Source organism: Stenotrophomonas sp. 28608_Sma, assembly GCF_056486185.1.
The window spans coordinates 3,306,928-3,332,433 of the sequence record NZ_CM151308.1; the positions used below are offsets into that span (position 1 = coordinate 3,306,928).

The 25,506-nt window shown below is 66.4% G+C and carries 19 protein-coding genes; 6 read left to right on the top strand and 13 right to left on the bottom strand.

Annotated elements, in window-relative coordinates:
* Positions 1 to 113 precede the first annotated feature (113 nt).
* Together ACZLHH_RS15715 and ACZLHH_RS15720 are read left to right on the top strand one after the other, a co-directional pair.
* On the top strand, positions 114 to 566 hold the full coding sequence (locus ACZLHH_RS15715; RefSeq protein WP_180844493.1) for a guanyl-specific ribonuclease: 453 nt from the start codon (positions 114 to 116) through the stop codon (positions 564 to 566).
* Positions 566 to 979 carry a barstar family protein gene (locus ACZLHH_RS15720; protein ID WP_032129660.1) on the top strand — a complete coding sequence of 138 codons (414 nt, stop codon included), beginning with the start codon at positions 566 to 568 and terminating at the stop codon, positions 977 to 979. The genes ACZLHH_RS15715 and ACZLHH_RS15720 overlap by 1 nt, the downstream gene beginning before the upstream one ends.
* A 762-nt stretch (positions 980 to 1,741) precedes the next feature.
* Here ACZLHH_RS15720 and ACZLHH_RS15725 read toward each other — a convergent pair.
* Both ACZLHH_RS15725 and ACZLHH_RS15730 read right to left on the bottom strand, forming a co-directional pair.
* A complete protein-coding gene (locus tag ACZLHH_RS15725; protein WP_180844494.1) occupies positions 1,742 to 3,508 on the bottom strand; it encodes a hypothetical protein in 1,767 nt (588 codons plus the stop codon).
* Positions 3,509 to 3,518: 10 nt separating this feature from the next.
* Positions 3,519 to 4,118 (bottom strand): NfuA family Fe-S biogenesis protein, encoded by a 600-nt coding sequence (locus tag ACZLHH_RS15730; RefSeq protein WP_032129662.1) that lies wholly within the window; start codon positions 4,116 to 4,118, stop codon positions 3,519 to 3,521.
* Between the two features lie 90 nt (positions 4,119 to 4,208).
* Between ACZLHH_RS15730 and ACZLHH_RS15735 the strand changes: the two genes are divergently transcribed.
* The 3 genes from ACZLHH_RS15735 to zupT all read left to right on the top strand — a co-directional run bounded on the left by ACZLHH_RS15735 (position 4,209) and on the right by zupT (position 5,880).
* Entirely contained in the window at positions 4,209 to 4,559 is a 351-nt protein-coding gene (locus tag ACZLHH_RS15735) for a 4a-hydroxytetrahydrobiopterin dehydratase (RefSeq protein ID WP_180844495.1), read from the top strand.
* Positions 4,556 to 4,972 (top strand): energy transducer TonB, encoded by a 417-nt coding sequence (locus ACZLHH_RS15740; protein WP_032129663.1) that lies wholly within the window; start codon positions 4,556 to 4,558, stop codon positions 4,970 to 4,972. The genes ACZLHH_RS15735 and ACZLHH_RS15740 overlap by 4 nt, the downstream gene beginning before the upstream one ends.
* A 98-nt stretch (positions 4,973 to 5,070) precedes the next feature.
* Positions 5,071 to 5,880 (top strand): zinc transporter ZupT, encoded by an 810-nt coding sequence (gene zupT / locus ACZLHH_RS15745; RefSeq protein WP_049399991.1) that lies wholly within the window; start codon positions 5,071 to 5,073, stop codon positions 5,878 to 5,880.
* Between the two features lie 549 nt (positions 5,881 to 6,429).
* On the opposite strand, the gene ACZLHH_RS15750 is transcribed toward zupT, so the two are convergent.
* On the bottom strand, positions 6,430 to 7,404 hold the full coding sequence (locus tag ACZLHH_RS15750) for an RluA family pseudouridine synthase (protein ID WP_049401092.1): 975 nt from the start codon (positions 7,402 to 7,404) through the stop codon (positions 6,430 to 6,432).
* A gap of 407 nt (positions 7,405 to 7,811) precedes the next feature.
* Here ACZLHH_RS15750 and rne point away from each other — a divergent pair, with 407 nt between their 5' ends.
* The gene (rne, locus tag ACZLHH_RS15755; protein ID WP_180844496.1) at positions 7,812 to 11,039 is read left to right on the top strand and encodes a ribonuclease E; all 3,228 of its coding nucleotides are present in this window, start codon (positions 7,812 to 7,814) and stop codon (positions 11,037 to 11,039) included.
* 285 nt (positions 11,040 to 11,324) lie between these two features.
* On the opposite strand, the gene ACZLHH_RS15760 is transcribed toward rne, so the two are convergent.
* The 10 genes from ACZLHH_RS15760 to ACZLHH_RS15805 all read right to left on the bottom strand — a co-directional run bounded on the left by ACZLHH_RS15760 (position 11,325) and on the right by ACZLHH_RS15805 (position 25,212).
* Positions 11,325 to 12,212, bottom strand: a complete 888-nt coding sequence (locus ACZLHH_RS15760; protein WP_071229743.1) for an endonuclease/exonuclease/phosphatase family protein — start codon at positions 12,210 to 12,212, stop codon at positions 11,325 to 11,327.
* 2 nt (positions 12,213 to 12,214) lie between these two features.
* Positions 12,215 to 15,382 carry a discoidin domain-containing protein gene (locus ACZLHH_RS15765; protein ID WP_180844497.1) on the bottom strand — a complete coding sequence of 1,056 codons (3,168 nt, stop codon included), beginning with the start codon at positions 15,380 to 15,382 and terminating at the stop codon, positions 12,215 to 12,217.
* On the bottom strand, positions 15,379 to 16,215 hold the full coding sequence (locus ACZLHH_RS15770) for a carbohydrate ABC transporter permease (RefSeq protein ID WP_006378064.1): 837 nt from the start codon (positions 16,213 to 16,215) through the stop codon (positions 15,379 to 15,381). The genes ACZLHH_RS15765 and ACZLHH_RS15770 overlap by 4 nt, the downstream gene beginning before the upstream one ends.
* Positions 16,212 to 17,093, bottom strand: coding sequence for a carbohydrate ABC transporter permease (locus tag ACZLHH_RS15775; RefSeq protein WP_032129770.1), 882 nt, complete (start codon positions 17,091 to 17,093; stop codon positions 16,212 to 16,214). The genes ACZLHH_RS15770 and ACZLHH_RS15775 overlap by 4 nt, the downstream gene beginning before the upstream one ends.
* Positions 17,090 to 18,430 (bottom strand): sugar ABC transporter substrate-binding protein, encoded by a 1,341-nt coding sequence (locus tag ACZLHH_RS15780; RefSeq protein ID WP_032129771.1) that lies wholly within the window; start codon positions 18,428 to 18,430, stop codon positions 17,090 to 17,092. The genes ACZLHH_RS15775 and ACZLHH_RS15780 overlap by 4 nt, the downstream gene beginning before the upstream one ends.
* 4 nt (positions 18,431 to 18,434) lie before the next feature.
* Positions 18,435 to 20,039 (bottom strand): glucoamylase family protein, encoded by a 1,605-nt coding sequence (locus ACZLHH_RS15785; RefSeq protein WP_032129772.1) that lies wholly within the window; start codon positions 20,037 to 20,039, stop codon positions 18,435 to 18,437.
* Positions 20,040 to 20,290: 251 nt separating this feature from the next.
* Positions 20,291 to 23,377, bottom strand: coding sequence for a TonB-dependent receptor (locus tag ACZLHH_RS15790; RefSeq protein WP_049401101.1), 3,087 nt, complete (start codon positions 23,375 to 23,377; stop codon positions 20,291 to 20,293).
* Positions 23,378 to 23,453: 76 nt separating this feature from the next.
* Positions 23,454 to 24,491: a LacI family DNA-binding transcriptional regulator gene (locus tag ACZLHH_RS15795; protein ID WP_032129774.1), complete on the bottom strand. Its 1,038-nt coding sequence runs from the start codon at positions 24,489 to 24,491 to the stop codon at positions 23,454 to 23,456.
* Between the two features lie 149 nt (positions 24,492 to 24,640).
* Complete coding sequence (locus ACZLHH_RS15800; RefSeq protein ID WP_434060509.1) at positions 24,641 to 24,916, bottom strand: BolA family protein; 276 nt, start codon at positions 24,914 to 24,916, stop codon at positions 24,641 to 24,643.
* Positions 24,913 to 25,212: a YciI family protein gene (locus ACZLHH_RS15805; RefSeq protein ID WP_032129789.1), complete on the bottom strand. Its 300-nt coding sequence runs from the start codon at positions 25,210 to 25,212 to the stop codon at positions 24,913 to 24,915. Before ACZLHH_RS15805 ends, ACZLHH_RS15800 begins: the two co-directional genes overlap by 4 nt.
* Between the last annotated feature and the right edge of the window lie 294 nt (positions 25,213 to 25,506).

A 25,506-nucleotide genomic window follows, 5' to 3' on the forward strand; every position in this document is an offset into this window, starting at 1 on the left:
CTGCCAGTGAGCATGACGGCAATTGTTACGCAGCAGTGACGCGACGCCGTCCTCATGCACCGTGCAGCGCACAGGCGCTACAGTGCCCGCACCACCCTCGCCCGCCCCTGCCCATGCGCAACCCCCGGCTGCTGATCACCGCCATCGCCCTGCTGCTGCTCGGCCTGGTCGTCAACCATTTCATGCAGCGCCCGCCTGCGCCGCAGTTCGCGCCGGACCTGCAGGGTGCGCCTGCCGCGCGCGCGCCTGCCACGGCCGCAACCGGCAACGACAGCGGCCTGCCCGCATTCCTGCCCGCCGAAGCCCGGCAGACCATCGCCCTGATCCAGCGTGGCGGCCCGTTCCCGCACCGCCAGGACGGCAGCACCTTCGGCAACCGCGAGCAGCTGCTGCCGCAGCGCCCGCGCGGCTACTACCGCGAATACACCGTCGACACCCCCGGTGCGCGCACCCGTGGCGCTCGCCGCATCGTCACCGGCGGCGATCCGCCGGAGGCGTGGTACTACACCGACGACCACTACGAATCGTTCCGCAGCTTCACCGTACCGGCCCAGGGAGCGCAGTGATGAGCCACGATGATTTCGGCCTCGGCCTGCATGACATCAACAATGCCGGCGTTTACGCCATCGACAGCGACGACATCGGCGCACTGGCCGCGGCGATGCGCGATGCCGGGCTGAAGGTGATCCGCATCGACCTGGAAGGCGTGGCCGACAAGCGCACCCTGCTGGCCCGGCTGGCCGCGCAACTGGATTTCCCTGCCGGCTTCGGCGGCAACTGGGATGCGCTGTCGGACAACCTGCGCGACCTGCAGTGGCTGCCGGCCAACGGCTACGCGCTGTTCCTGGCCGACGTGGACACGTTGCGCGCCTCCACGCAGAAGGATTTCGACACGTTGCTGGACGTGATGGACGAAGCCAGCCGCGACTGGGTTGGCCGCGACGTGCCGTTCTGGGTGTTCCTGTCGCAGAGCGCGTGAGGTCATCGCCCAGGTAGAGGCCGACTTTGGTCGGCGCACGTACATCCGGTAGATGCCGACCTTGGTCGGCGCTTCTGTGCCAACCAAGGTTGGCACCTACCAAAGTGCGAGCCGGCCAGCAGGTTGGCGGAGACGTGCCGTTCTGGGTGTTTCTGTCGCAGAGCGCGTGAGGTCACCACCCAGGTAGAGGCCGCCCCTGGTCGGCACACGTGCTCCGGTAGATGCCGACCTTGGTCGGAGCTTCTGTGCCAACCAAGGTTGGCACCTACCAAAGCGCGGGCCGGCCAGCAGGTTGGCCGAGACGTGCCGTTCTGGGTGTTTCTGTCGCAGAGCGCGTGAGGTCACCGCCCAGGTAGAGGCCGACCCTGGTCGGCACACGTGCTCCGGTAGATGCCGACCTTGGTCGGCGCTTCTGTGCCAACCAAGGTTGGCACCTACCAAAGCGCGAGCCGGCCAGCAGGTTGGCGGAGACGTGCCGTTCTGGGTGTTTCTGTCGCAGAGCGCGTGAGGTCATCGCCCAGGTAGATGCCGACCTTGGTCGGCGCACGTGCATCCGGTAGATGCCGACCCTGGTCGGCACACGTGCTCCGGTAGATGCCGACCTTGGTCGGCGCTTCTGTGCCAACCAAGGTTGGCACCTACCAAAGCGCGCCAGCATGGCCGTCACATCCCGCGATGGGTCCATCGAAAAGCCCCCTTGTTGTTCAAGGGGGCGCGCCAACGGCGCGGGGATAAGGAAACATGCGTGGACAGCGGGAGCCGTTAGCGGCTCCCGTTGTCTTCCTGCAGCTCTTTCTTGAACGGGATGTCCGGCGGCGGTCGTGCCACCGCTGGCTGGTCCTGCATGTTCGGATTGGTCAGGCCACAGCCACCACCGGCCTGCAGGATCGAGATCACGCAGGAGATCTTCGTACTGGTACCCGGCAATGGAATCTCCATCGCCTTGACGCCCTTGCGCACCCATTCGGCCAGCAGCGATTCCTGCGGCACCCAGTACTTGTCGAACGACGTGGGCGTGTAGTCGTACGGCGGTCGCTTCAACCAGGTGCCCGATTGCGCGATGCGTTCCTTGCTCCAGCCGTCGTTTGCCCCACCTGGCGCACCGCGCTCGGCACGCCCCTCGCCTTCCTGGCCCGGCACGCGGACGCTGCCATCGGCATTGAACAGGCCACTGCCCTTGCCGCTGGTACTGGCCTGGCGGGCGCCCTTGTCGGCGCCGTCCTGGTTGCGGCTCGATGCACCCCAGTCATCGCCCTTGGCGGGTGTGGCCCAGTTGCCCGGATTGGGGGCCGGGCGCGCTCCGGCCTGGGCCGGGGTCGTGCTGGATGCAGCAGGCCGCGCGGCGCTGCTGCTCGCCTGCGTCGCGCTGCCATTGGCCGCCGGCGCGGGCGCTGCCGCGGGTGCATTGCCACTCGAAGACGAAGGGGCTGCCACCGGTGCCGAGGCTACTTCGCGCTCGCGCACCTGTACGTCACGACCCGCCGGCGCATGCACTGCCGGTTCACGACCGGCGACGGTCGCCATCCGCACCTGCGGATCGACCACCGCCTGCACTTCACGCTCGCGCACCTGTACGTCCCGCTGCGGCACGCGCACCTGCACATCGGCCGTGCGCAGTGGCTGCGACACCGCCGGTGCATCGACCGTACTGACTTCGCGCTCCTGCACCGGGATGTCACGCAGCTGCGGCGTCCGCACCGCGATCTGCGGCGCACGCATCGCGGTTGGGGTTGGCGGCGCCTGCACCGGCTGCACGCTGCGCTCGCGCACCGTGGGTGTGGTGTCACGCGGCACGATGCTGACCTCGGTGCGCGGCACGCTGACCGGCGGCACCACGAAATCCGTGCTGGCCTGCGCCACTTCGGTGGCCTGCACCGGCGAGGGTGGCGGGGCCGCAAGCGGGGCCGGCTCGGCTTCGGCCGGCGGCGACGGCACGCTGGCTGCCGGTGCTGGAGCCGGTGTAGGCGCAGGCGCCGACGCGGCCGCAGGACGCGGCTCAGGTGCAGTCGCGGCCCCTGCTGCCTGGCCGGCGGCAACCTGGCCGGCCGGTGCAGCCGCAGCCGCCTCGGCACCCGGCTGAACGCCTCCGCCCTCCTGGGAGGCGCGGCCGACGAATTCCACCTGCACACGCTCGCCTTCGGCGCCCTCTGCTTCCGGTGCCGTGGTGCGGATCACCGCAACCCACAGCAGCAGCATGAAGAACAGCAGGTGCAGCAGCGCGCTGGCCAACGCCGAGGTCCAGCGCATCCAGCGCTGATCGCGCGGCGCAGCGTCCCAGTCCTGCCAGAACAACCGGCGCAGCGCCTGCCACGGCGACAGCCGGGGTGATTGGCCCGGCGCTCCAGGCAGCGGGCGCGGCAGCAATACCGCAATCACTTCGCGGGCGTGGAACGGCCGCGGCAGCGGGCCCAGCGAGCGCAGCCACAGCGCCCAGCCATAGGGCAGGCGCGTGGACTTCTCGAGGACGGCGCGTGGCTGCTGGCGGGCCAGCAGCAGTTCGATGAGTTGCTCGGCCCGGGTCAGAGGCACGCGTCAGCGGTCAGGCGACGTTGCCGCGCGGGATATACGGCGCGTGGCCGCTGTCATGGTCGGTCGCGTCGCGCACGGCGGTCACGCCCGGCACGCGGCCCATCAGGGTCTTCTCGATGCCCTGCTTGAGCGTCACGTCGGCCATGCCACAGCCCTGGCAGCCACCACCGAAGCGAAGCAGCACCACGCCGTCGGACGAGACTTCCTGCACGGCCACCTTGCCGCCATGCGAGGCCAGCTGCGGATTGACTTCGTTTTCCACCACCCAGTGCACGCGCTCGACCAGCGAAGCGGCATCGCCGGGGGCCTCGCCCTTGATGCGCGGCGCCTTGATGGTCAACTGCTGGGTACCGGCGGTGCCGGCGACGATGTCGATCTCGGCGCCATCGAGCCAGCCGACGCTGCTCGCATCGACGTAGAGGGTGAAGCCATCGCAGTCCACCGCCCACTCGTCACCGAGCAGGTCGGTCGGTTCGGCGAACTCCAGCCGGGCATCGGCGCGCGGGGTGCCGGGCTCGACCGCACTCAAGCGCACGCCCATGCCGGGCACGCCCTCGCGTTCGATCAGCTTGCGGAAATGGGTCTGGGCAGTGTCGGAGATCTGGATCATCAGGCTATTCTAGCCAAGTAAGCGTCAACCGCTCATTCGGTTTATACACCGTCCGGCGCATTGTTCAGTCAACACGAGGTGGAGATTCCCATGGCCGACCTGATTCCACTGGCCCAGGCCCGTTGCGTGCCGCGCAAAGGCAGCGACCACAAGCTTGGCGAAGCCCGCCTGGCCGAACTGCTGCCGCAGATTCCCGGCTGGGAGCTGAGCGAGAGCGGCCAGGCCCTGTCGCGCACCTTCCGCTTCAAGGATTACTACGCCACCATGGCCTTCGTGAACGCGCTGGCCTGGATCGCCCATCGCGAGGACCACCATCCGGACCTGGGCGTGCACTACGACCGCGCGGTCGTGCGCTTCTCCACCCACGATGTGGGCGGCCTGAGCGAGAACGACTTCATCTGTGCGGCGAAGACTTCGGCCCTGACGGAGCAACTGCCATGAACGTACGTTTGCTGAGCCTGTCCCTGATCGCTGCGACCGGCCTGGCCGGCTGTGGCGCGTCCGAACCAGCGGCACCACCACCGCCGCCGCCCACCGAAGTCGCAGCGGTGAAGACACCGCCGCCGCAGTACCCGCTTGAGCTGGCCTGCATGGGTGTGGGCGGCACCAGCACCTTCAAGGTGACCATCGGCACCGATGGCAAGCCGAGCGAAGTGGCGCTGCTGACCGGCGCCGGCAACCCTCAGCTGGACGAGCTGGCCAGGACCGCCGTGCAGGGCTGGCAGTTCAATGCCGCCACCCGCAACGGCCAGCCGGTGCCGGCCACGATCCAGGTGCCGGTGAGCTTCAACCCGCCGCAGCCGAAGCCGGACCAGTGCTTCGCCATCGAAGAACGCCTGCGCCGCGGCGGCTGATCGCGCGCGCCCCGACGAGGCCAGCCGACGCCCGCCTCGCCCTCCCCGCCCCGGGTTCATCCGGGGCGGTTGTCTGTTGACCAGGACCGCGTCGGTACATGCTGCAGATTCCCCCCGAAAATGTCTGGATCGCACTGGCGGTCACCCTCGCGGCCGGCCTGGCCACCGCCATCGGCAGCCTGCTGGTGCTGTTCTCGCGCCGCCCCAACCCGCGCCTGCTGGCCTTCGGCCTGGCCTTCGCCGGCGGTGCGATGGTCTATGTGTCGCTGTCGGAGATCCTCAACAAGTCCATTGCCTCGTTCGCACTGGCCTATGGCGAGCGCACCGGCTTCACCTACGGCACTCTGGCCTTCCTGCTGGGCGTGATCGTGATCGTGCTGATCGACCACTTCATCCCCAACCCGCATGACAGCCTGGACAAGCAGGACCCGGCGTTCCGCGAGAACAGCCGCGAGTACCTGAAGCGGGTTGCCCTGCTGACCTCGATCGCGATCACCGCGCACAATTTCCCGGAAGGGTTGGCAACCTTCTTTGCCACGCTGGAGAGTCCGTCGGTCGGCATGCCGCTGGCCTTCGCCATCGCCATCCACAACATTCCCGAGGGCATTGCGATTGCAGTGCCGGTGTACTTCGCCACCCAGAACAAGCTGTATGCATTCAGCGCCAGCCTGCTGTCAGGCTTGGCCGAACCGGTAGGCGCGGCGCTGGGCTACTGGCTGCTGTCCGGGTCGCTGTCGCACGCCACCTTCGGCTGGGTGTTCGGGCTGATCGCCGGCGTGATGGTGTTCCTGGCACTGGACGAGCTGCTGCCGGCGGCCAAGCGCTATGCCAAGGGCCACGAGACGGTTTACGGGCTGGTGGCGGGCATGGGCACGCTGGCGATCAGCCTGGTGCTGTTCAAGTGGTGAGGGGTTTGCGGCCAACGGGCTGAGCCCCCTCGCGGCTGGTACGTCCCGCAGCATCGAGAGGTCACGGGCGGGGGCGGCTTGCAGGGGACGCCGTGAATCCATCCATGGAGGCTTGGCCGCCGCATCCATGCGGCGGACACCCCTGCAAGCCGCCCCCGCCCGTGCCCCGTCATTTTTCTGTGCGTGCCAGCCACGCGATGAAAGAATAAGAAAGCGAAGCCCGCGCTGCGCGCGCGAGTCGAGCGTCGCTCGACTCTACAAAGGCTACGTGCGGGTATGGGTCTACGCTGCGGCTGCCTGGTCCGCCTTGTAGCTAGCCGAGCACCGCAGGTCCGGCGAGGGTGAAGAGGCGCGGGTGTCTGAGCGCAGCGAGTTCCGCGCCGCCCCTCGGCGGACCGAGGAGCGCAGGGCACCGGCGCGCAGCGCCGGCTCGCGGATGGCGGCGTGTTTCTTTGGTTACCTTCTTTGCGCGAGCAAAGAAAGTGACAAGCCCACTCATCGCAGGGAAGCGACGGCGCCGACCAAGCACCCGGCGCCGCCGAACCGCCGTCAGCGCAGCCGGTCCAGCGCCTCGACCAGCTCATCGGCCAGCGGTGCGTTCAGCACGTACGGGCTCTTGCCGTCATCCAGCGCGAACTCCAGCGAGGCCGCGTGCAGGAACAGACGCTTCAGCCCGATCTGCTCACGAAGCCGCTTGTTGACCGCAGGATCGCCGTATTTGTCGTCTCCGGCCACCGGATGCCCCAGATGCTGGGCATGCACGCGGATCTGGTGGGTACGGCCGGTCTCGATGCGGACTTCGCAGTAGGAATGACCACCGCGACGCTCCAGCACACGGAAGTGGCTGATCGATTCCTTGCCGATCGCATTGACCTGCACATGGCGCTCGCCGCCCTGGCGCAAGCCCACGTGCAGCGGCGCATCGACCGTCATCACGCCGTCGGGCATGCGTCCGGCCAGCAGGGTCAGGTAGCGCTTGCGGATGCCGGCGCCGTGATCTTCACGCAGCAGCGCCTGCAGTTCGCTCAGCGCGGAGCGCTTCTTGGCCACGATCAGCAGGCCCGAGGTGTCTCGATCCAACCGGTGGACCAGCTCGAGGGTCTGGCCCGGGCGCAGGGCGCGCAGGGTCTCGATGGCACCGAAACTGATGCCGCTGCCGCCATGGCTGGCCACGCCAGTGGGCTTGTTCAGGGCCAGCAGGCGGGCATCCTCGAAGACGATGGCCTGCTCCAGGCGGCGCATGAACGCCTCCGGCGGACCGGCCTTGTCTCCCTCTTCGGTGAGACGGACCGGCGGCACACGCACCTCATCACCCGCCTCGAGCTTGCGTTCGGCCTTGGCGCGGCCACCATTCACCCGTACCTGGCCGCTGCGCACCAGCTTGTAGACCAGGCTGCGCGGGGCACCCTTCAGCTGGCCGAGCAGGAAGTTGTCCAGGCGCTGGCCGGCACGGTCGGCGGGAACGGTGATCATGCGCACGGAAGGCTTGTCGCCAGCGGGTTTGGTGGGGTCTTGGGCAGTCATCAGGCTGTTTATTCTGTTACACTCGGGGGGCGAGATAAGGGATTGATTTCGTTGGAAGTTACTCAGGGCCAGAAGCCCAGCTTCCGACGAATCCGGCACAGTGCGCGACCACCGCCCGCGGGGCGGCCATGTTAGCGGCTCACCGGCCTTCCCGGCCATCGCCGGATGCCTGACACGCAACCGTGCTGAACATGTCCCGCGTGGCGCTCCAGCCTGGCTGACAGCTGCCTGCGGCCTGTAACACCCCAAAACCCATAAGAGTGAAGCGCTCCCGCGGCCTGCCGTGGTGTCGTAGCGCTGGAAACCCAAGCCGCCCTCCCCGCGCTTGCGCGAATGGGCGGCGAACCGTGTCCAGAGGCGAAACCCCATGGCGTTCCGCGCGGTAGCCGCTTGCGAGGAACGCAACAATGAAGCGAATGCTGATCAACGCCACGCAGGCTGAAGAGCTGCGTGTTGCCATCGTGGATGGCCAGTCGTTGTATGACATCGACATCGAGCAGCCGTCGAAGGAACAGAAGAAGTCCAACATCTACAAGGGCCGGATCTTCCGCATCGAGCCCTCGCTGGAAGCGGCCTTCGTTGAATACGGTGGCGGCCGCCATGGCTTCCTGCCGCTGAAGGAAATCTCCCGCGATTACTTCCAGGCCGGTGTCGACCACAACAAGGCCGGCATCCGCGAACTGCTGAAGGAAGGCCAGGAGATCGTTGTCCAGGTCGACAAGGAAGAGCGTGGCAACAAGGGCGCCGCCCTGACCACGTTCATCTCGCTGGCCGGCCGCTACATGGTGCTGATGCCGAACTCGCCCAGCGCCGGCGGTGTCTCCCGTCGCATCGAGGGCGAAGACCGGGCCGCCCTGAAGGACGCCCTGGACAAGCTGAACATCCCCGACGACATGGGCGTGATCATCCGTACCGCCGGCGTCGGCCGCGATGCGGAAGAGCTGCAGTGGGATCTGGATTACCTGCTCAACGTCTGGCGCGCCATCGCCGAAGCCGCATTGAGCAAGCCGGCCCCGTTCCTGATCTACCAGGAATCGCGCCTGATCGTGCGCGCCCTGCGTGACTACCTGCGCGCCGACATCGGCGAGATCCTGGTGGACACCGAGGAGATGTACGAGCACGCCCGCGAGTTCATGCAGCAGGTGATGCCGCAGACCCTGCGCAAGCTCAAGCATTACAAGGACGACATCCCGCTGTTCAACCGCTTCCAGATCGAATCGCAGATCGAAGGTGCCTACGAGCGCAACGTGCGCCTGCCGTCGGGCGGCTCGATCGTGGTCGACCAGACCGAAGCGCTGACCGCCGTCGACGTGAACTCCTCGCGCGCCACCAAGGGCAGCGACATCGAGGACACCGCCTTCCAGACCAACCTGGAAGCGGCCGAGGAAGTGGCCCGCCAGCTGCGCCTGCGTGACCTGGGCGGCCTGGTGGTGATCGATTTCATCGACATGGCCTCCAACAAGCACCAGCGTGAGGTCGAGAACCGCCTGGCTAACGCGCTGAAGTACGACCGTGCGCGCGTGCAGGTCGGCCGCATCTCGCGCTTCGGCCTGCTGGAAATGAGCCGCCAGCGCCTGCGCCCGAGCCTGGGCGAGTCGAGCCAGATCGTCTGCCCGCGTTGCGACGGCCACGGCCGCATGCGCAGCGTCGAGTCGCTGTCGCTGTCGATCATCCGCGTCGCCGAAGAGCATGCGATGAAGGAGAACACCGGGCAGGTGCTGGTGCAGGCCCCGGTGGAGATCGCCAATTACCTGCTGAACGAAAAGCGCAGCGCCCTGCGTGAGATCGAGCAGCGCCACGAGGCGCCGATCGTGATCGTCGCCGACGAGCAGCTGCACACCCCGCACTACACCGTCACCCGCCTGCGTGAGAACGAGCTGGGTGAAGAGAGCAACAAGCCCAGCTACCAGCGCGGCACCCCGCGCAAGCTGCCGGTGCACGCGCTGACCAAGGGTCAGCTGAACATCCCGCCGCCGGCGGTGACCCAGGTCAAGCACACCTCCCCCGCCCCGGTGCGCGAGGAAGTGGAGCCGGCCGCAGCGGCACCGGCCCCGGTCGTGGCAGCGCCGGTTGCAGCGGCCCCGAGCGGCGGCGTGATCGGTTGGCTCAAGCGCGTGTTCGGTGGCGAACCGGCGCCGGCACCGGCACCGGCGGCTCCGGTCGCCCGCCAGCAGCAGGACGGCGGCCGCAAGGACCGCAACAAGGATCGCAACAAGGACCGCAAGGACCGTCGCGACGACAACCGTGGCAACGGCGGCAACGGCAACGCGCAGCAGCAGAAGGACGGCGGCAACCGCAAGGAGCGCGGTGAGCAGCGCAGCAAGGACGGCCGCAACGGTAACAACGGCAATGCCCAGCAGCAGCCGCAGCAGGGCAAGCAGAAGGAGCCGCAGCAGAAGGATGGCCAGCAGCAGCCGCAGCAGCAGAACAAGCCGCGCAACGAGCAGCAGGGCCAGAACCCGCAGCAGCCGAAGCTGAAGCAGCCGAAGCAGCCGCGCCCGCAGCAGGACGGTGACAAGCCGGCCGAGAAGCCGCAGCGCAACGCCGCAGAAGCACCGGCCGAAGCCGTGACCGCGGCTGCAGCCGTGGCCGCCACGGCGGTCGCCGCCAATACGGTGACCGCGCAGGAAGCGACCGCACCGGTTGCGCCGGTGGCCGCCGCTCCGGCCGAAGCCGCAGCACCGGTCGACACCACTGCCAACGCCGCCAGCGAGACCGAGGTGGTTGCGGTTGCCGGTGAAGAGGCTGCAACCGACGCCAATGGCGAGCAGACCGGCGAAGGTGCGACCCGCCGTCGTCGCGGCCGTCGCGGTGGCCGTCGCCGTCGTCGCGGTGGCGCCGAGAACGCCGCCGGCAGCGACGCCCTGGGCGATGACCAGGATGATGGTGACGACGGTGATGACGCCGACGGCGCCGAGCCGAGCGTCGACAGCACTGCCGGCACTGCGCCGGTCGCTGCTGCGCAGCCGGCCCGTTCGCAGCCGGAGTTCGACTTCGATGACGAAGCCGAACCGGCCGCTGCCGCCGCCGCAAAGCCGGTCCGTGCTGCCGCCGCTGTTGCCGCCGCACCGGTTGCCGTGGTGAGCAGCGCTGTGGTCGAAGCCGCCGCCCCGGTCGTGGCTGAAGTGCAGGCCCCGGTCGAAGCTGCTGCGAAGGCTGAAGCGGTGTCCTCGCCGGTGCAGACCAGCATGCTCGATGCCATCGACGCCGCGACCCCGGCCCAGCCGGTAGCCGCTGCCGCGCCGGTGATCGAAGCCATTGCGCCGGTGACCGAAGCAAAGCCGGTCGCGGTTGAAGCCGCCCCGGTGGTTGAAGCCGCTCCGGTGATCGAAGCGAAGCCGGCGGCGGTCGAGGCTGCGCCGGTCGTTGAAGCCAAGCCAGAGATCGTTGAAGCCGCTGCGGCGGTTGAAGCCACGCCTGTCGTCGAGCCCGTCGTGGCCGCCGAACAGCCGGTCGCTCCGATCGCGGTGGAAGCCGCGCCGATCGAGGCCGCTGCCCCGGTCGCCGAAGCGGTGGTGGCGCCGTCGATCGACCCGGTCGCCGATGGCCATGCCGACGCTGCGGCCCAGGCCGCAGAAGCCAAGACCGATGAAGAAGACGAAGAGGCCGCCAAGCGCACGCCGCCGGCGAACTGATCGCTCCTTGATCGCGTGAAAACGAAACGGCGGGGATCAATGATCCCCGCCGTTTTTGTGTGTGCGTTTGGCGCTGGCTTCGCTTTGGTAGAAGCCAACCTTGGTTGGCGCCGTTGATTGAGCGAACGCGGACACGTCCGTGCCAACCAGGGTTGGCACCCACCAGCGCACAACCCGCGCACGGTCACTGCTTTGATAGAGGCCAACCTTGGTTGGCGCCGTTGATTCAGTGCACGCGGACACGTTCGTGCCAACCAAGGTTGGCACCTGCCGGAGCCTGCTCCGTCAGGGCCTCGGTGCGAACTGCAGGCGGGTCCACACGCCGTAGTGGTCCGAGGCCCAGCGTCCGCTGTCATCGGGCTGGTCGAACAGCAGCTTCGCCTCGCGCGCGACCATCTCGTCCTGCTGGAAGAAGATGTGGTCGATCCGCGACGGCGCCTGGTAATAGTGGCGGTTGAGCGTACTGACCCCGGACAGGTCGGTGTTGACGTGCACGCTGCCGTAGCTGTCGCCGTAGTGGCTGCGCAGCTCGCTCAGGTCGCCGGCATCCACCAGCGCATTGAAGTCGCCCGCGATCACCACCGGCGCACCGGCCGACGTCGTAGTGATGAAGCGCAGCAGGTCCTCGACCTGGGTGCGACGGATGCGCTGCCCACTCTCATCGCTGCGCTCGTTCAGATGCGTGGCGTAGACGTTCACCGGCGTGCCGTCGACGTCGACGCGCAGGTGAGCCACGGTGCGGTAGTCGTCCAACGGCAGCAGCAGATGATCACCACGGGCGAGGATCGGCCGCCGGGTCAGCAGCGCATTGCCGTAGCGCTTGGGTGCCCCGACCGGATCGGTGGACACGAACACGTACTTGTAGCCGAGTTGGCTGGCCAGCCATTGCGCCTGGTTTCGCACGTTGCGGCGCTGGATCACCTCCTGCAGGGCAACCGCATCCGGCTGCAGGCGCTTGAGCTCGGCCAGGATGGTGCGGCGCCGGCTCGGCCAGTCTTCGCGGTCATGATGCAGGTTGAAGGTGACCATGCTCATGCCCGCTGCGCTGGCAACGTCGGGCGCCGCGTTCGCGGCAGCCGGCTCGGCCGCCATCACCGCGCCCGGCACTGCCAATGCAATTGCCAGCCCCAGGGCACGCACCGACGTGCGCACCCTTGCCCCCTGTTGCTTCATCGTTACTGCCCCTTGCGTTCGGCGCGGCGCACTGCGCTCGGCACGTCGATCTCAACCCGCGCCGGCAGCTGGTGCACGTGCAGTTCCTTGTTGACCCACTCGGCTGCTTCGCCGTTGATACTCGCCTCGCCCGGTTCACCGGCGTATGGCCACGGCAGCACCACGCCTCCCACCGGTGGCACCAGGCCCGGCTGCACCTCCAGCACCAGCTGTTTGTCGCTGCGCTGCAGGCGGTAGTTGAGCTGGCCCTGCGGCGTGCGCAGGCCTTGCACGGCGATGCCCTCGCCCTGCAGCCACGCGGTCGGTACGCCGGCGGCCAGCACCAGTGACTCGTCCATGTCGCGGTTGTAGGCGAACATGTCCAAAGCCGAGCGCACGAAGTCCGAGGCCACCCAGGCATGCGGCAGGTCACCGACGAAGAACGGCCTGCGCGGCGTGCGCGAAACCACTTCGGCCCACTGGTTCCAGGCCTGCGGTGCGCGGTCCTTGAAGAAGAACTCGGTGGCCTGCCAAGCGCGATCGCGCCAGCCCAGGCGCACGAACGCGGCCACGTTGCGCCACTCGTACGGGGTGTAGTCCTTCCACTCGCGCTTGCCGTCGCGACGGGCAACGAACTCGTTCCAGTAGCGTTCGAAGGTCGCCTCCAGCGCCTGCTGCGGCAACCTGCCCTGTTCGCCGCCCGGGGCCAGCGCGATGGTCGTCGACGTCGCGTCGAAGTCACCCAGCTCGGCCGAGCCCGGCAGGTAGTCGATGTTGTGCTGCTGCATCGCCGACAGCAGCGAGGCCTGCAGATCATCCCGGAACTGGTCGCGCGACTCGGCGATCTGCATCGCCTCGACCTTGCCCAGCTGGGTCGCCAGCAGGGCTGCGTCCTTGTAGCCGCGCAGTGCCCAGAAGTTGTCCCAGTACGAGTGCATCGGCTTGGCCGAATAGCCTTCGTGGCTGATCGAGGCCGGCATCATGCCGTAGAAGGCCGGGTTGCGTGCCCGGTTCTCCTCGGTGCGCTCGCTGGCGCGCAGTTGCTCCATGTAGCCGTAGGCGCCCTGCACATGCGGCCACATCAGCTCGGTGAAAGTGCTGTCGCCGGTGTAGCGCCCGTACTCGGCGATGCTGTAGATCAACTCGCCATGGCTGTCGTTCTCCGGCACCGGGTCGCTGCCGCGGGCATCGACGCAGCACGGCACCTTGCCGTTCTCGAACTGATACGGCGCATACCAGTTGATGTAGTCGCGCACCGCATCACTGCGGCCCATGCGCAGCAGGCCCTCGGAAATCATCGCGCCATCGCGGATCCAGCTGCGCGCATACGAACGCGTGCCCGGCTGCAGGCGTGGGCCGACGCGCGAGATCAGCATGTGCGCGACCGCGGTGCGCAGGGTATCCACCAGCGCCTGGCCCGCAGCCGGCACCTGCAGCGAGACCACGCCCAGCTTCTTGCGCCACTGCTCGGCCACCTGCGCCTGCGCCTTGGCCACGTCCAGCGCCTGCGGTGCCCAGGCACCGGTCTGTGGCAGCACCACCGCCACTTCACGGCTCTGGCCGGGCTCCAGCTTGATCGTGTACATCAGCGCACCCGACGCCATGCCGGTGCTGTCCTTCACCGCTGTGGTCGCCGGGTACGTGCCGCTTTCCAGATGCATCGCATCAAGCTTGCCGTCGAACGTACTGGCAAAGCGCGCGTCCGGCACCTGCAGCGGGTAGATGCGCGGCTCACCGTTGACCCGCACCAGCTGCTCACCCACATCCAGTGCATCGATGCGGCTGAAACCACCGACGGTGTTGAGGAACTGGGTGGGCGGGTTGACCTGCCACGGGCGGATCGCCAGCGCCAGGGTGTACTCGTGCGCGACCTTGTCCGGATTGCTAAGACGGTAGCGGCCGATCAGCTGCGCGCGCTCCGGCGTACCCTGCACGAAGCTGGTCACTGCCAGGCCGACCTTCTCATGCACCCAGTCGACGTTGGCGATCGGCAGGTAGTGATCCTGCAGCGACTGGGTGATGGCCACCTTCGACCAGTCCAGCAGCTTGCCATCGAGGCGGATGAACGGCTCGATGCTGAAGCTGCCCTTGGCCGGCTCCAGTGCGCCATCCTCGCTGATCAATGCCTGTTCCTGGCCACCATCAAGGCCGAGCAGGGTCCAGTACGGCTGCTCGCCCACATAGGCACGAGGCAGCGAGCCCCGTGGCAGGTCGGCGGCGACCGAGGACAGGAATGCGTTCGGGGTGGAAGCAAAGGCCAGCGGCTTGAGCGCGATGTCGCGGATGCCGTAGCGCCAGTTCGGGCCGTCCTGCAGATCGAAGCGCACGTAGCGCGCATCGGTGTCCGGCAGCGCCAGCCAGTCGCGGCCACCGGCACCACTGGTGACTTCGCGCACGGTGCGCCAGTCGCGGCCATCCTCGGAGGTGCGCACGGTGTAGCGGCGGGCTTCCAGGTTCGGCAGCCAGTCGATCACCGCACCACCGATCTCGCGGCTCTTGTGCAGGTCCAGGCTGATCGTCTGTTGCTTGACGCCACCGCTGATCCAGAACGTATCGCTCTTGCCGTCGATCATGCGGTCCTGCAGCGCGGTGGCGGTATCAGCGATAACCGACGGCACCAGCGCCGAGTCATCCTGGGCTGGCAGGCCCTGCAGGGTCAGCTTGTCGAAGCACACTGTGCCGCGGCCGCCGACCTTGCTGTAGATCGTGAACTCGACCGAGGCGCTGCGTGCCATCTCCTTTTCGGGCGACGGCCCCCACGCCTTGTCGATCTGGCGACGGCGATACTCGACCGGCGTCCACGCCTTGGGGAAACTGTAGCCGGGACGATTGACCCACCAGACGTTGTCGCCGCTGGCATCGATCAGCTTGAACTGCAGGTCGTTGCCCGGTGAATCACCGCGCAGCTGGAAACCGAAACGGTAATTGACCGGGTATTCGATGTTCAGCGCGCGGCGGATGCCGACGTAACCGGAGACATCGTGGAAGTCATAGTCCAGGCACAGCGCGCGGCCACCACCGGCGCCGCTGACCGGCCGCAGCGAACCGCTGACCTGGTCGGACAGCACCAGCTTCCAGGCTGCGATGTCGTCGAAGTCGTCCAGCACCTTCGGTGCCGGCAGCGCCGGTGGTGCGGCGATCGCCAGGGAAGTCCACAACAGGCCCAGTCCAACGGCGATCGCTCGCTTCATCCCTTGACGCTCCCCAGCAACAGACCTTGGATGTAGTACCGCTGCAGCACCAGGAACAGCGCCAGCACCGGGACCACGGTGACCACCGCGCCAGCCATCATCATTTCCACGTCCATGATGTGCTCGCGCGAGAGGGTGGCCAGCGCCACCGGCAAAGTGTAGTGCTCCTGATCGGTCAACACGATCAACGGCCACATGAAATCGTTCCATGCGCCCATGAAGGTGAAGATCGCCAGGGTCACCAGCACCGGCTTGAGCATCGGCAGCACGATCTGGAAGAAGATCCGCAGCTCCCCTGCCCCGTCGATGCGGGCCGCTTCCAGCAGTTCGTCAGGAATGGAACGCGCGTACTGGCGCACCAGGAAGATGCCGAACACGCTGGCCAGCGCCGGCACGATCACGCCGCCGAAACTGTTGACCAGACCGAGCTGCTTCATCAGCAGGAACAGCGGCAGCATCGCCACCTGGGCCGGAATCACCAGCGCCGCCATCAGCACCTGGAACAGGCGCTCGCGGCCGACGAAGTTCAGCTTGGCGAAGGCATAGCCGGCCATGGTGTTGAGCAGCAGCGAACCCAGGGTGATGCCGACCGACACCAGCAGGCTGTTGGCGAAGTTGCCGCCCATGCCGGTGCGCGCGAACAACTCATGGTAGTTGCGCGTGGTGATGCTGGACGGCAGCAGCGGCGGCGGGAAATGGGTCGCCTCGCCCTGTGGCATGAACGAAACCGAGAGCATCCACAGCAGCGGTGCCAGGCTGACCAGGGCCAGCACCAGCAACGCACCATTGATCAACCACGGGTACCAGCGCGACTGGCCGATTTCACGACTCATACCAACTGCCTCTTGCGGCCGAAACGCAGCATCACGGTGGTCACCGCCAGGATGATCAGGAACAGCAGGAACGCCACCGCGGAGGCGCGTCCCAGGTTCCACCACTTGAAGCCTTCCTCGAACATGAAATACAGCACGCTGACGGTGCTCTGCAGTGGGTCGCCGCGGGTCATCACATACGGTTCGGCGAACAGCTGGAAGTAGCCGGACACGGTGATCACCCCGACCACCAGCAGCACCGGGCCGAGCATCGGCAGGGTGATGTGCAGGAACTGCTTCCAGCGCGAGGCACCGTCGATGCGGGCGGCCTCGTACAGGTCATGCGGGATGGCCTGCAGTCCGGCCAGGAAGATCACCATGTTGTAGCCGAAGTTCTTCCACACTGCGAACAGCATGATGGTCGGCATCGCCCAGTTGGGATCACCCAGCCAGTCGATCGGGCTGATGCCCAGGTGGCCCAGGCCGTAGTTCACCAGGCCGTAGCTGGTATGGAACAGGTAGCGCCAGATCACCGCCACTGCCACCAGTGTGGTCACCACCGGCGCGAACAGCGCGGTGCGGAACAAGGCCTTGAAACGCGCGGCAGGTGCATTCAGCAGCATCGCTGCGCCCAGCGACACGCCGATCGACAACGGCACGCCGATCAACACGAAGTAGGTGGTGTTCCACAGCGACTTCCAGAACATCGGCGTCTGCAGCAGATCGATGTAGTTGCCGAGGCCGACGAAGCGCAGGTTGCTGCTGTCTGCCAAGGCATAGAGGTCGAAGTCGGTCACGCTCAGCGCCAGCGCCGAGGCGACCGGCAGGCCGAAGAACATGCCCAGCACGATCAGCGAGGGACCGGCGAAAACCCAGCCGGCAAGCGAGGTACGTTTCATTGCGCGCTCCCGGCGGCCACGGCACTGCTCGATTGCGGCGACGGCACGCGCTGCTGCAGGCGTTGTTGTTCATGCATCCAGCGACGCTTGGCCAGCACCTTGTCCACGCGCTGGTCCAGCTCTTCCACGGCCTTGTCCTGCGCCAGGCCACCACGCACCACCTTCTCGGTGACGATGCGCATTTCCTGCACGATGCGCTCCCACTCAAGCACCTTCGGCGTCGGTTTGACCCGCTCCAGCTGGTCACGGAACGCAGCGGCCAGCGGATCGTTGGCCAGCGACGGCGCGTTCCAGGTACTGCGGCGCGGCGGCAGGTCGCCGATGATCGAATGGAAGCGCGCCTGGATTTCGGGTCGCGACAGGAACTCGATCAGCTTCCACGACGCCTCCTTCTGCTGCGATTTGCGGAAGATCACCAGGCTGGTACCACCGGCAATACCGGCGCCCGGGCCGTCCGGACCCGGCAGCGCGGCCGTACCCCACTGCCCTTCCAGTTCCTTCGGCTGCAGCTTCTTGAACTCGCGGATGTTCCACGGGCCGGAAATGTAGAACACGTTGAAGCCGCGGAAGAACTCATCCCAGACGTTGGAGATCTGCGTCTCGGACATCTTCGGCGCCCAGCCCTGCTCGAACATGTTGGCGTAGAAGGCCAGCGTGCGACGGAAGCCCGGGCTGGCGAAATTGCCGCGGGTGTCGTCGTCGCGCAGCAACGGATCAGGCTGCTGCAGTGCCAGCGAAAGCTGCTGCTCGAACTCGTTGATCGGCATCAGCACCGCATAGCGGTTCGGGCCCTGCATGCGCTTGATCGCCGCCATCTGCTCGTCCCACTCCTGCCAGGTGCGCGGCGGGTGGTCGTAGCCGGCCTTGGCCAGCAGGTCCTTGCGGTAGTAGATCAGGCGGGTGTCGACGTACCACGGCACGCCTACCAGTTCGCCGTGGATCACATTGGTATCCCAGATGCCCTGGAAATAGTCCTTCGGGTCGACCACGGACGAACGCTGCACGAACGGCTGCAGCGGCGTCAGCGCGTCCAGTTCGGCGAACTCCGGCACCCAGGTGTTGCCCAGCTGGCACACGTCCGGCAGGCCGTCCGCGGCGAACGCGGTCAGCAGCTTCTCGTGCGCGGCGGTCCACGGAATGTTCTGCACATCCACCTTGATGCCCGGATTCTCGGCCTCGAATTCATGGATCAGCTCGCTGACCACCTCCGCCTCGCGTCCCATCGCCCAGAAGCGCACGGTGGTGGTGCCCGGTTCGGTACGGGCGCAGCCGGCCACGGCCAACACGGCCAGGGCAGGCAGCGCCCAGCGGCGCAGGCGGTCGATCCAGTTCGGCATCGGGTTACTTGCCCTGGCCTGTATTGCGGTTGGCATTGTTCTTCTGTTCCTGCGCGGCAGCCGCGCGTGATTCGGCGATACCCACCGCGCGTGCCGCCGCGGCCTTTTCGTCTTTCTGCAGTTCCAGCGGCTGGAACGAACCTTCCGGTGCCAGCCAGCCACCGCTGAACCCGGCCCGTTCCAGGCCCTTGCGGATGTACGGGTTCTTCTTCATCACTTCCCAGACGAAGTCATCGCGGTAGTTGGCGATCATGGTCAGGATCGGGCCTTGGTCGATGGCGATGTAATCGCTGGCGACCCAGCCGCGATCCGGCACCAGGCGACCGGTCTTGATCGGGATGTCGTAGTTGAAGCTGGGGTTGAACGAATCCAGGAAACCGTAGCTGGAATAGATGTAGTCGCCGTAGCGCTTGTGCATTTCCAGCGTGGCCGGGATCACCTGCTCGGGCGCGAACACCACCGAGGCGATCGCGGCGGTCGGGGCGATGGTGCCGTCATCGAAGTTCTCGCGCAGGCCGGCGCCGCGCGAGGAGTAGTGGCGGAACTGGCGCTGCTCGCCGCGGTACTCCTGGGTGGTGTTCTGCGGGCCGTCGCTGGCGGTCAGGCCCCATACGTTCTCGCCATAGTCCTTCCACTGCATCGGGTTGGCGATGGCGTACTCGCGCTGGGCCAGCGCAGCCGAGCGGCTGTTGAGGAAGTAGGTGCTGCCGCGCTCGCGCATGTACGCGTCCTGGATATCGCGGAAGTCGATCCAGACATGGCTGTACTGGTGGCCGAACAGCGGGCCGAACGACAGGTATTCCTGGCCCTGGTAGACGCCCCAGTCGTTGTCGTAGGTGCGCGTCCACACCGTCCACGCATCCGGGCTGACCGGGTGCGTCGGCGACCCCAGGGCGAGGATGTAGACCATCATCGCCTCGTTGTAGCCCATCCAGTCGTGGTCGATGAAGCCGCTCTCCGGGAACCAGCCCATCGAGATCAGCGGCGCACGCTGCTGCAGCCACGGCCAGTCGACCTTCTTGTACAACGTGTCGGCGATCTGGCGGATCTCCTTCTCGCGCGGATCGTCACCGTCGTAGTACGACTGCGCGAACAGCACGCCCATCATCAACAGCGCGGTATCCACCGAGGACAGTTCAACCCAGCTGTCGTAGCGACGCCCTTCCTGCATGTCCAGGAAGTGGTAGTAGAAGCCCTTGTAGCCGGCCTTGCCGGTGCGCTGCGGCCCCATCGGCACGTCGCGGAAGAACTTCAGCGTGGTCAGGGTGCGGTCGATCGCCTGGTTGCGGCTGACCCAGCCGTTCTCGATGCCGATCGGATAGGCGGTCAGCGCGAAGCCGACCGAGGCGATGCTGGCGAACGGTCGCGACGGATAGCGGTCCGGGGTCAGGCCGTTGATCTCGTTGGTGGTATCCCAGAAGAACTGGAAGGTACGCCGCTCGATGTCATCGAACAGCGGCGGCAGCACCGGCTTCATCGGCCGCGGCGGTGCGTCGGCCTCGATCAGGATCACCGGCGGCCGCGGCTTGGCAGGTTCCTGCTGGGCCGGCTGGCAGGCGGCCACGGCCAGGCTCAACGCTGCGGCGGACAACAGATGGCGTGCCTGCATGGCGCGATTTCTCCGGTGGTCTGATCGATGGGAAAGCATACCGTCCAATGATCTGAAATCGTTTACAAGATGCGTTCTGAAAAAACCACGAAAAACGTGGTTTGACACCGCGATCATTGCCCATGCCGCTGCCGCCTGGCCGGCAGCGGCATGGGCAATGGACCGGCACGGGGCCGGCCATTGCCTTTTTTCTTCCTGCCGATGCCGCCGGCGGAGCGGCGGCATCGGGGTATTGCTTCAGGCGGATCCGCTTAGAAGCGGAAGCCCACTTCGGCCTTCACCTGACGCGGGGTACCGATCACATCGCCGGTCTCGTTGTAGCTCACCAGCAGCTTGCCATCGCTCTTCACGTAGTTCAGGTTCGAGAAGTTGTCGAAGTTGAGCACGTTGATGATGTCGATACGCGCATACAGCTCGGTATCGCCGGCCAGCTTGAAGGTCTTGGTCGCCTGCAGGTCCAGCGAGCGGTAGCCGAAGATCTTGCCACCGAGCAGGAAGCGGCCATTGCCACCCGGAGTACCCGCGGCCGGAGTCGGCAGGCAGTTGGCAGTGCCAGCCTGCGCGATGCAGGACCAGTCATTGCCCGGGGTAGGCGTGGCCAGGGTCAGCTTGCCGCCAAAGGTGATGCCCCAGAAGCCGTCATACGAGCCGGTGACCACCAGGCGATGGCGCGGCGCGCCGTTGGACTTGATGGTCGGGTACTCACCGATGGTGCCGCGATCGAACGAGTAATGCTCGTTGATGTTTCGGTTGTGACGCGCGTTGGTCCAGGTATAGGCGATCGAGGTGCCCCAACCGCTTTCCTTGCTGTACGGCTTCTGCGCCGACAGCAGCACCTGGGTGGAACGGGTCTTGATGCCCTGCTGGCCGATGATCAGGCTGCCGAAGCCCGGAATGTTGCAGTTCCACGGCTGGCCGTAGGTCGGCTCCTTGGCACCACACAGCATCTGGTTATCGAAGAAGTTGCCGTTGTTGAAGCGGTTGCCCAGGGTGAAGGCGAACCCATCATAGGTCAGCGTGCGAGAAATCGTCGCGTCGGTCAGCCACTCACCGAACTGGTTGCTCATGCCCAGGCTGAACTGGTCGGCGTACGGCACCTTCATGTTGTTGTTCAGCAGATCGACTTCCATGCCTTCATTGCTGGTGGAACCCAGCAGTGCCTGCACGTTCTCGATGCCGTTCATCAGGTTCGGGTTCCAGTCAAAGCACGGAGTCTGGCCGTACATGCAGTTGCCGGTGGCCGGGTTGCGGAAGTAAACGGTCGGCTGCGGCAGTGCCAGCTTGGTGGTTTCCAGTGCCAGGTTGTCGAACAGGTCGCGGTCATAGGAACGGCCGGCGCCACCATGGAACACGTGCCGTTCGTCGGCATTGACGTCATACGAGAAGCCCAGGCGCGGCTGCCAGGCGTTCTTGAAGTTCTTGCGGTTGTGGCCGGTGCTGATGTAGTCGTTGACGTTCAGCCCGCTGAGCGCCAGCGTCTGCGCATAGGTCTGGGACACGCCCGCCGGCGCGTTCGGATCCTGCGAGAACAGCGCCTTCACTACCTCCGGCGGGGTCACGAAATCGGTGTAGACCGGGTTCTTTTCGTAGTCCCAGCGCAGGCCGATATTCAGCTGCAGGTGATCGTTGACCTGCCAGTCATCCTGGATGAACAGGCCAATCTGCTTGACCTTGGCACGCACCTCGGACTGCACGCCGGTGACGCCGGTGCTGGCCTTGGTGAACTGCGCCTTATACGGCGTGCTCGAGGGGAACGCCGGGTTGTCGATGGTGTAGGAGAACTGAGGGTTGATCTGCGCCGCGTCGGAAGCGTACAGGTCGATCTGCTTGTACTTGGCGCCCATCTTGATGGTGTGGTCACCCGCCCACTGCAGGCCGTCCAGGGTCAGGTTGTCCTCGATCGCCCAGCCCTTCTGGCCCTTCACCTGCGAGGCGAAGGCATCAGCCGCGCCAACCTGGACGAGCGTCTTCTCCTGCGGGCGGTTGGCGTCCGAGTCACCGAAATCCGGTGCGGTGTAGATGATGCCGTTGCCCATGGTCAACGGCAGCGGATTGTTGAAGGCCTCCTCGTGGGTCACCATCAACTCGTTGTAGAAACGCTCACCGCTGTGGTTCCAGCGCAGCGCATAACGGCGGTCGGTGTTGTCCACGACCTTGCCGTGTACCTTCGCGGTCTGGCCACTGAACTGCTGCTGGGTTTCGTCGCGGTCCTGGAAGGTCAGTTCGATGCGATCGTTGTCAGTCGGCTCGAAGTCGATCTTGGCGAAGATCAGGTCCTGCTGGAACGGCTGGCTGGCCGGGCCGAGACCTGCGAGACCATCGGCGGGCAGATTGGCGGCCGACGGAGTGACGGCACCGTCCGGCGCGATGGTCACCGGCAGATCGAAGCGCTTGGCTTCATAGGTGACGAAGAAATGGGCCTTGTCCTTGATGATCGGGCCACCCAGCGCGAAGCCGTATTCCTTCTCGGCCGAGTCTTCCTTGCTCTTGCCCGGCTGGCGTTCGGCCGGGGTCATCGCACGCATGCTTTCGTTGGTATAACGGTAGAAGGTCTCACCCTTGAACTCGTTGGTACCCGACTTGGTCGCAGCCGTGATCGCGGCGCTGGACACCTGGCCGTACTCGGCCTTGTAGTTGCCGGTGATGACCTTGTACTCACCGATGGCCAGCTGCGGGAACGGGTTGCCCGCACTGCCGGACTGGCCGGAGATGCCGCCACCCTTGACGTAGCTCTTCTGGCCCACACCATCGATATAGACGTTGGTGCCGTCGGAGTTGGTGGCACCGCCACGCAGCGAGGTGTTGCCCTTGGCATCGCGTGTGAAGATCATGCCCGGCACCGCGTCGGCGAACTCCAGGAAGTTGCGCGAGACCTGCGGCGTGGTCTGGATCTGCTGCAGGCTGACGGTCTTGCCGACTTCGGACGTGCGCACTTCCTGCAGCAGGGTCGGTGCGACAACGTTGACGGTGTCCAGGTTGGTGGCCGCGGTCGAACCCGGGGTGCTGCTGGCGGCACCGGCGAAGTTCAGGGTAGCAGTCGAGGCCACGGTGACGGTGACCTTCTGCGACTGGCCGTTGGCGACCACGTCATAGGTGCCCGGGTCCAGGCCCATCAGCGAGTAGCTGCCATCGGCACGGACGGTGCCGCGACGGACGGTGCCGGTGGCCAGGTTGGTGGCGGTCACTTCGGCGCCGGCCTGGGCGCCGGAAACCTGGCCGCGCAGGCTGGCATTGGCCGACTGCGCCATGACGTTCGGAGCGGCGGCCAGCATCAGGCAGCTGACCAGTGCGGTGCTCAGCAGCCGGCGTGCCGGCGTGCGGAAGGTGGTATGCATCATCAACTCAATCTCCGGGTGGCGGTGACCGCTCGCGCGGTCCCTGCGATCAATCAAAAAAGAAGGAACGCCTCTGGCTTCAATGGCCCGATGGCGGAGTGGTGGAATCGCGAACTATCAAGCGGGGAACCAGGGTCTGCTTGTCCCCTGTCCCGTCCGTGGAGGTGCCGTCCATCAACTGCAGCAGGCGCGTCATGGCCCGGTCGCCGAGCTCGGCGATGCTGACCTGCATGGTGGTCAGCGACGGGTGGACGAAACGCGCCAGTGGAATGTCATCGAAACCCGCCAGGGCGACATCGGTCGGAACACGGACACCGGCCTGCGTGAATGCATACAGGCATCCCAGGGCCATCATGTCGTTGGCGGCAAACACGGCATCAGGCAGCGCTCCGGCTGCCAGCAACTCCTGACCGGCGCGATGGCCGGAAGCTTCGTCGAAATCACCGGGCAGCTCGATGCCCTCGGCGCCACCGCCAAAAGCCGCCAGCGCGTCACGGAAGCCGCGCAGGCGCTCGCGCGCGTCGAAGTTGAGATCCGGGCCAGAAATGAAAGCGATGCGACGGTGGCCGGCGTCAAGCAGATGGCGGGTCATCGCCATCGCACCGGCATGGTCGTCGATGCTCAGCACCGGGTGGTCCTGCCCGGGCAGATAGGTGTTGATCAACACCGTCGGCAACGACTGCGGCAGGTTGTCGGTCAGGAAACCGGGGCTCTCGGCATAGGGCGAGAGCACCAGCAGGCCGTCGACGCGGCCGCGCATGGCGCGCAGGGCCGCGCCCTGCTGCTCCTGGTCACCGTGGTAGCTGGACACCAGCAGGTGCTGGCGACGGCTACGGGCGACATTGTCGATGCCACGCATCAGCTCGGAGAAGAATTCGCCGTACAGATCAGGCAGTACCACGCCCACCGTATTGGTGCGGCGGCTGCTCAGGCTACGGGCGGCGGCGTGCGGGGTGTAACGCAGCCGTGCGGCCACCTCCAGCACAAGCTGGCGGACCGGTTCGGCGACATTTTCATGCCCGTTGAGCGCGCGGGAAACCGTGGCCACGGAGACCCGGGCTTCGCGAGCGACGTCTTTGATTGTGATAGCTGCCTTGTTCACGAAGCCGCCCTCCACGGCTTGGACCTACCAGCATTGGCGCGGAATGTAAGCGTTTCCATCTGGGCTTGTAAACAGTCCGTTAGGCGAATGTCCCGAAATGGACATGGAAATCTGTCTGCAGCGAGCCCCCGCAGGGACCCGCCAGGACAGCGTGGGACAAGGGCTCAGCCCTGTTCTGACGGGGTCTGCGCGCGGATGGACAACGCGTGGATATCGGTCTCCATCATCGTCCCCAGCGCGGCGTACACCGCGCGATGCCGGGCCAACGGGCCCAGTCCGGCGAAGCGTTCACTGACCACATGTACGTTGAAATGGCCGCGGCCATCGCGCGCACCGGCATGGCCGGCGTGGCGATGGCTGTCGTCCTCGATCTCGAGCACGCTCGGCGCCAGCGCATGCTGCAGCGCATCACGCATTCGCGAGATCCGTTCCGCGTTCACGGCAACACCTTCCGGAACGGTCGCACCTGCACGCGGGTGTAGACGCCGGCGGCCACGTACGGGTCGGCGTCGGCCCAGGCCTGGGCCTGCAGCAGCGACTCGAACTGCGCGATCACCACCGAACCACTGAAACCGGCCGGGCCCGGGTCTTCACTGTCCACCGCCGGGCAGGGGCCGGCCAGCAGCAGGCGTCCCTCGTCGCGCAGCGCGTGCAACCGCGCCAGGTGTTCCGGCCGCGCCTGCAGCCGCTGCGCCAGCACATCCTGGCCGTCATACCCTTCGATCACATACCACACCGGCATTTCCTCGCTTGCGTTGTCGGGTCCGCAGATTCTAGCCAATGCGGCCCCTGCCCCGGCCCGGCTGGACACTGGCGCAACAAAGGCTTACCCTAGACTCCATTGCACGTGGCTGGATGCAGCAGCCCGTCGGTTTTTGCGGCCAACGCAGCCCCCGACGACCGTCCCGCTGCTTCAAACCGGACCACCTGGCCGGGCCACGTAGACGACCTCCCCGTAGTTCCGTCGCTGCCGTTTCCTGCGGCGCGTCCTGCTGTTTGATATGTGTGGAATCGCGCCGATCCCGGCGTG